3 protein-coding genes and 1 pseudogene are annotated in these 6,038 nt (G+C 69.4%); all 4 read left to right on the top strand.

Going from position 1 to position 6,038, the window contains the following annotated elements; genetic code table 11:
- Positions 1–1,173 (top strand): S8 family serine peptidase (locus TX83_RS20150; RefSeq protein ID WP_064749775.1); only part of this gene is annotated, 1,173 nt, incomplete at its 5' end.
- Positions 1,174–1,696: 523 nt separating this feature from the next.
- Positions 1,697–3,472 carry a S8 family peptidase gene (locus tag TX83_RS20145; protein ID WP_064749773.1) on the top strand — a complete coding sequence of 592 codons (1,776 nt, stop codon included), beginning with the start codon at positions 1,697–1,699 and terminating at the stop codon, positions 3,470–3,472.
- A gap of 292 nt (positions 3,473–3,764) precedes the next feature.
- Positions 3,765–4,262 (top strand): hypothetical protein, encoded by a 498-nt coding sequence (locus TX83_RS20140; protein ID WP_064749771.1) that lies wholly within the window; start codon positions 3,765–3,767, stop codon positions 4,260–4,262.
- Between the two features lie 395 nt (positions 4,263–4,657).
- Positions 4,658–5,962 (top strand): annotated as a pseudogene (locus TX83_RS20135) (M12 family metallo-peptidase); the annotation flags it as partial.
- Between the last annotated feature and the right edge of the window lie 76 nt (positions 5,963–6,038).

The following is a 6,038-nucleotide window of genomic DNA, read 5'->3' as shown; positions in this document are numbered from 1 at the left end:
GCCGCGCGCGACGGCAACGGCCGCGATTCCAACCCGGCCGACGAAGGCGACTGGTTCAACGCCGGCGAGTGCGGCCGCACCTACGACAGCCCGTCGAGCTGGCACGGCACCCATGTCGCCGGCACCGTCGCCGCGGTGACCAACAACGCCAAGGGCGTGGCGGGCACCGCGTACAACGCCAAGGTCGTGCCGGTGCGCGTGCTGGCCAAGTGCGGCGGCTCGCTGGCCGACATCGCCGACGCCATCACCTGGGCGTCCGGCGGCACCGTGTCCGGCGTGCCGGCCAACGCCAACCCGGCCGAAGTCATCAACATGAGCCTGGGCGGCAGCGGCACCTGCGGCTCGACCTACCAGGCCGCGATCGACGGCGCCGTCTCGCGCGGCACCACCGTGGTGGTCGCCGCCGGCAACAACAACGGCAACGCCTCCAACGCGCGCCCGGCCAACTGCAACAACGTCATCACCGTCGGCGCGGTCGACAGCGCCGGCGCGCGTTCGGTATGGAGCAGCACGCAGAAGTCGAACTACGGCGCCGTGGTCGACATCGCCGCGCCGGGCTCGAACATCCTGTCCACGCTCAACGCCGGCAGCACCACGCCGGGCGCGGAAAGCTACGCCTCCTACGGCGGTACCTCGATGGCGACGCCGCACGTGGCCGGCGTGGTCGCGCTGCTGCAGGCCGCTTCGGCCACGCCGAAGACCCCGGCGCAGATCGAGACCATCCTGAAGAACACCGCGCGTGCGTTCCCGCAGACCCCGGACCAGCCGATCGGCGTGGGCATCGTCAACGCCAAGGCGGCGCTGGACTCGCTCGGCGGCGGTACCCCGGGCGCGCAGACCTATACCAACGGCACCGACTACACGATCAACGACAACGCCACCGTCGACAGCCCGATCACCGTGTCCGGCCGCACCGGCAACGCACCGAGCAACGCCTCGGTGTCGGTGACGATCTACCACACCTACAAAGGCGACCTGAAGGTCGACCTGGTGGCGCCGGACGGCTCGATCTACAACCTGCACAACCGCACCGGTTCCTCGACCGACAACGTCATCGGCACTTACACCGTGAACCTGTCGAGCGAGCCGCTCAACGGCACCTGGAAGCTGCGCGTCAACGACAACGCGGCGCAGGACACCGGCCGCATCGACACCTGGAGCGTCACCTTCTGATCGTTGTCGCGGCCAGGGACGGTCGCACCCGCTTCGAGCGAACCCCGGCTGCGGCCGGGGTTCGCATTTGCGGGCACGGCGGACACGGTCGGCGAACCCGGTTTTGATACAGGTTGCCTATTGAAATTCGTTTGAGAGCGGGCGAAATCCTCCTCCTGAGCGTTCTTTCGGACTCGCCCGGACCGTTCGCAGCGCGCAGTGCGAACGCGGGAGGTAATTTAGACGCACACCGCATTTTGAGCGCAGGGGTAGGGGGATTTGAGTCGTTTGCGTTGCGACTATGTGTGAGAAGGCACATTTCTGATACGTGATTCAACTCACTTTTGAAGGGGCGAAATAACGCCGCCGACATCTTGCCGACGCACGACTGCAATCGTTAGCGTGAATCGAGGGCGCGCACCGGCACACGGCCGGTGAGGGGCGCGTCCACGACCAGTCCGGGCGCCGCGGCTCCTCGTCGTGCCGTCGGTTCACCGGACCAGATCCGCCGCCATCGCGGCTTCCTGTTCGGGGGTTTCCTCAAATGTCCGTCCGTTCCAACCGCATCCACGTCCTCGCCGCCGCCACCGCCCTGGTGCTGGCGTCGACCGCCGCCGGCTCGGCGTTCGCCGCCGAGCGCGTCAACCTGAGCGGCCTGCAGACCGCCGCCAAGTTCGACCGTTTCATCGTCAAGTACCGCGACGGCAGCGTCGAGCGCAGCAGCACCGCCAACGTGCAGCGCGCGCTGAGCACCGCCGCCAGCGCCTCCGGCGCCAAGGCCAAGGGCGCCGCGCTGGGCCTCAAGCATCTGCGCCGCACCGCGATCGGCGCCGACGTGGTGCGCGCCGACCGCGCCCTGGACCGCGCCGAAGCCGAATCGCTGATGCGCCAGATCGCCGCCGATCCGAACGTGGACTTCGTCGAAGTCGACGTGCGCCGCCATCGCCTGCTGACCCCGAACGACACCCACTACGGCCTCCAGTACGGTTTCAACGGCACCAACGGCGGTATCCGCGCCGACCAGGCCTGGGACGTCGCCACCGGCACCGGCGCGGTGGTCGCGGTGCTCGACACCGGCATCACCCCGCACGGCGACCTGAACGCCAACATCCTGCCGGGCTACGACTTCATCTCCGACACCTTCGTCTCGCGCGACGGCAACGGCCGCGATTCCAACCCGAACGACGAAGGCGACTGGAACAACGAGACCGAGTGCGACCAGCCGGGCTACGACGTCGGCGCCAGCGATTCCAGCTGGCACGGCACCCACGTCGCCGGCACCGTCGCCGCGGTGACCAACAACGCCAAGGGCGTGGCCGGCACCGCGTTCAACGCCAAGGTGGTGCCGGTGCGCGTACTGGGCCGCTGCGGCGGCTACGACTCGGACATCTCCGACGCGATCGTGTGGGCCTCCGGCGGTACCGTGTCCGGCGTGCCGGCCAACGCCAATCCGGCCGAGGTCATCAACCTCAGCCTCGGCGGCGGCGGCGCCTGTCCGAGCAGCTATCAGAACGCGATCAACGGCGCGGTCGGCCGCGGCACCACGGTGGTGGTCGCCGCCGGCAACGAAAGCGCCAACGTCTCGACCTCGACCCCGGCCAACTGCGCCAACGTGATCGCGGTCGCCGCGACCACCTCGACCGGCGCCAAGGCCAGCTATTCCAACTACGGCACCGGCATCGACGTGTCGGCGCCGGGCGACCAGATCGCCTCGACCCATAACGGCGGCACCACCACTCAGGGCGCCGAGCAGTACGTGTACATGAGCGGCACTTCGATGGCCTCGCCGCACGTGGCCGGCGTGGTCGCGCTGATGCAGTCGGCGGCGACCACGCCGAAGACGCCGGCCGAGATCGAGAGCATCCTCAAGAGCACCGCGCGCGCGCTGCCGGGCGCCTGCTCCGGCGGTTGCGGCGCGGGCATCATCAACGCCAAGGCCGCGGTCGACGCGGTGCGCGGCGGCACCCCGGGCGGCGGCACCCAGACCTACACCAACGGCACCGACGTCGCCATCCGCGACAACGCCACGGTGGAAAGCCCGATCACCGTGTCCGGCCGCAGCGGCAACGCGCCGAGCAACGCCAGCATCTCGGTGACGATCTATCACACCTACAAGGGCGACCTGAAGGTCGACCTGGTGGCGCCGGACGGCTCGATCTACAACCTGCACAACCGCACCGGTTCCTCGACCGACAACGTCATCGGCACGTTCACCAAGAACCTGTCGACCGAAGCGCTGAACGGCACCTGGAAGCTGCGCGTGAACGACAACGCCGGCGGCGACGTCGGCCGCATCGACACCTGGAGCGTGACGTTCTAAGCCGCGCCGCTGCCTGGACAGCGACGCGATGGAAACCCCGGCTCCGGCCGGGGTTTCTTTTTCCGCCCGCGCCGTCCGCGCGCCGAGCGAGTAAGCTGAGGCGGCAGGACTCGCGCTTCAGCCGTGGTTAGGGCAGGGAGTTCTTAGATCGTCACGCCGATCGAGGGTTCATGCCCGCCGCCGCCGTCCACTGTCGTCGCGGCGTGCCGGTTCGATCCGATCGCCGACCCCGTCCGCCCACTTGGTGCGTTGTCATGAATCGCCCGACTCATTCGCCTCAGGAGACGCCCGCATGTCGATTTCGTCCCGCGCGCCGTGGCTGGCGGCCACGGCCCTGTTCAGTGCGTTCGCGGTAAGCGCCTGCATGGCCGCCGGAACGCCGCCGCCGTCAGGCGCCGCGCCCGCCCAACGCGCCCCGGCCCAGGTCGGCGCGCCGGTCGGCGCCGGCCCGTTCGCCCAATTCATCGTCAAGTACCGCGACAGCAGTGCGCCGCTGAAGCAGAAGGACCTGGTCCAGGCGCGGCTGAACCGCACCGCGGCCCAGGTGCCCGGCAAGCCGCTCAAGCTGACCTGGAAGCACCGCATGGGCATCAACGCCGACGTGTTCGCGGTCGAGCCCGCGCTCGACGCCGCAGGCGCGCAACGCTTGATGCAGGTGTTCGCGGCCGATCCGGACGTGCAGTTCATCGAGCCGGACAATCACATCGCGTTGGATCCGATCATTCGCGGACCGGCCATTCCGGGACCTGAAGTACGCAACCCGGAAGTGATCGAGAAGAGCGACAAATAGACGCGAGTTGCGTTGCGATCAGCGCAGCGCGCCAAGAAAGAAGCATCCGCGAAACCCCGGCCCAGGCCGGGGTTTTGCATTGTTAGGACGGCGCAAAAAACGTCTAAAAAGCGGCGGCAAGCGCGCGGAAAACGCTCAGGCGATGCGGTGCGGTTAGCGCGCCGCTCAGCAGTTTTCCGATGCATGACCACAGTCACGAACATGGCGTTCCGATCGCGGCGAACACCGTTGCCTGGGGATTCGCGCAGCCGCTAGCGTCGTAGTGCGGGCGAGACGACGAACTCGCGCGCAACCGACCGGACACGACGACGCGCCTGCGACGGCGCCGCCGCCGATGCGCCGGCGTTCGCCGCTTCGGCCGCCAGCGCGGCCTTCATCCATCGGGGGTTCCACAAATGTCCAACAGGTCCCATCGCCGCGCCTCGCGCGCGGTCCTCGCCGTACGCCTCACCGCGCTTGCCGCCGCCTTGGCCGCAGCGCCGGCCTTCGCCGCACAGCCTCTGTTCGTCGGCGACGCGCCGACCCCGCGCGCCGGCCTGAGCCGCGCCCAGAGCCTGGCCGCCGCGCCGGCCACCGCCGCGATGCAGCTCAAGCGCGCCAACGCCGCCGTGGTCAGCGCGGACACGCGCGAGATCGAACTGCAACTCGGTGCGCATCGGGTCAACGCCGTACTCGACCAGGCGCGCGATACCGGCCGCGGCAGCACCGTGTGGCTGGGCCACGTGCGCGAGACCGCCAAGGCGGCGGCGCGCGATGCGCGCGAAGTGCGCCACGACGAGCGTAACTCGGTCGCGCTGGTGCGACGCGGCAACGGCGTCACCGGCAACGTGCGCATCGACGGCCAGTTGTACCGCATCCGTCCGCTCGCCGACGGCAGCCACGCGGTGGTCGAGGTCGACGAGACCCGCATGCCGCCGGACCACCCGCGCGGCTTCCGCGACTCGGACCTGCCGCAGTTCGCGATGGACGCCACGCCGACCGTGCGCAGCGCCTCCGGCGGCATCGGCGCGGCCGCGGTCGACCCGGGCGCGACTGCGACCATCCGCGTGCAGGTGGTCGCGACCAATCAGGCCGTGACCGCATACGGCGGCGACATGCAGGCGCTGGTCGAACTGGCGGTGGCCGAAAGCAACCAGGGCTACGCCAACTCCAACGTCGGCATCCAGCTGGAGCTGGCCAACTACCGCACCGTCGAGTACACCTCGGCCGGCGACGGCCATTTCACCGACGAAGAACGCTTCGCCGATCCCAACGACGGCTACATGGACGACATCCATGCCAGCCGCGACGCCAACGCCGCCGACGTCAACGTGTTGATCATCAACGACGGCGGCAACTGCGGCCTGGCCCACTCGATCGGCTCGACCGCCGCGACCGCCTTCGCCACCGTCCACTACGACTGCGCCACCGGCTACTACAGCTTCGCCCACGAGATCGGCCACCTGCTGTCGGCGCGCCACGACCCCGCCGCCGACCCGACCAACACGCCCTACGCTTACGGCCACGGCTATCGCTACGAGCCGGCCACCGGCAGCAAGTGGCGCACGATCATGGCTTACAACTGCAGCGGCGGCTGCCCGCGCCTGAACTACTGGTCGAACCCCGACGTGACCTACAACGGCGTGGCGATGGGCACCGCCGACCGCAACCACAATCAGCGCGTGCTGGTGCAGACCAAGGCGGCGATGGCCGCGTTCCGCGGCGCGCCGGGCGGCAACACCGCGCCGGTGGCGAACTTCAGCGCCTCGGCGAGCGGCCTGACGGTGAGCTTCACCG

The sequence above is a fragment of the Lysobacter antibioticus HS124 genome (assembly GCF_000336385.2).
GTDB classification, from domain to species: Bacteria; Pseudomonadota; Gammaproteobacteria; order Xanthomonadales; family Xanthomonadaceae; genus Lysobacter; species Lysobacter firmicutimachus.
The sequence above is the reverse complement of the archived record's forward strand: the minus strand, read 5'-3'. Positions and strand labels throughout refer to the sequence as shown.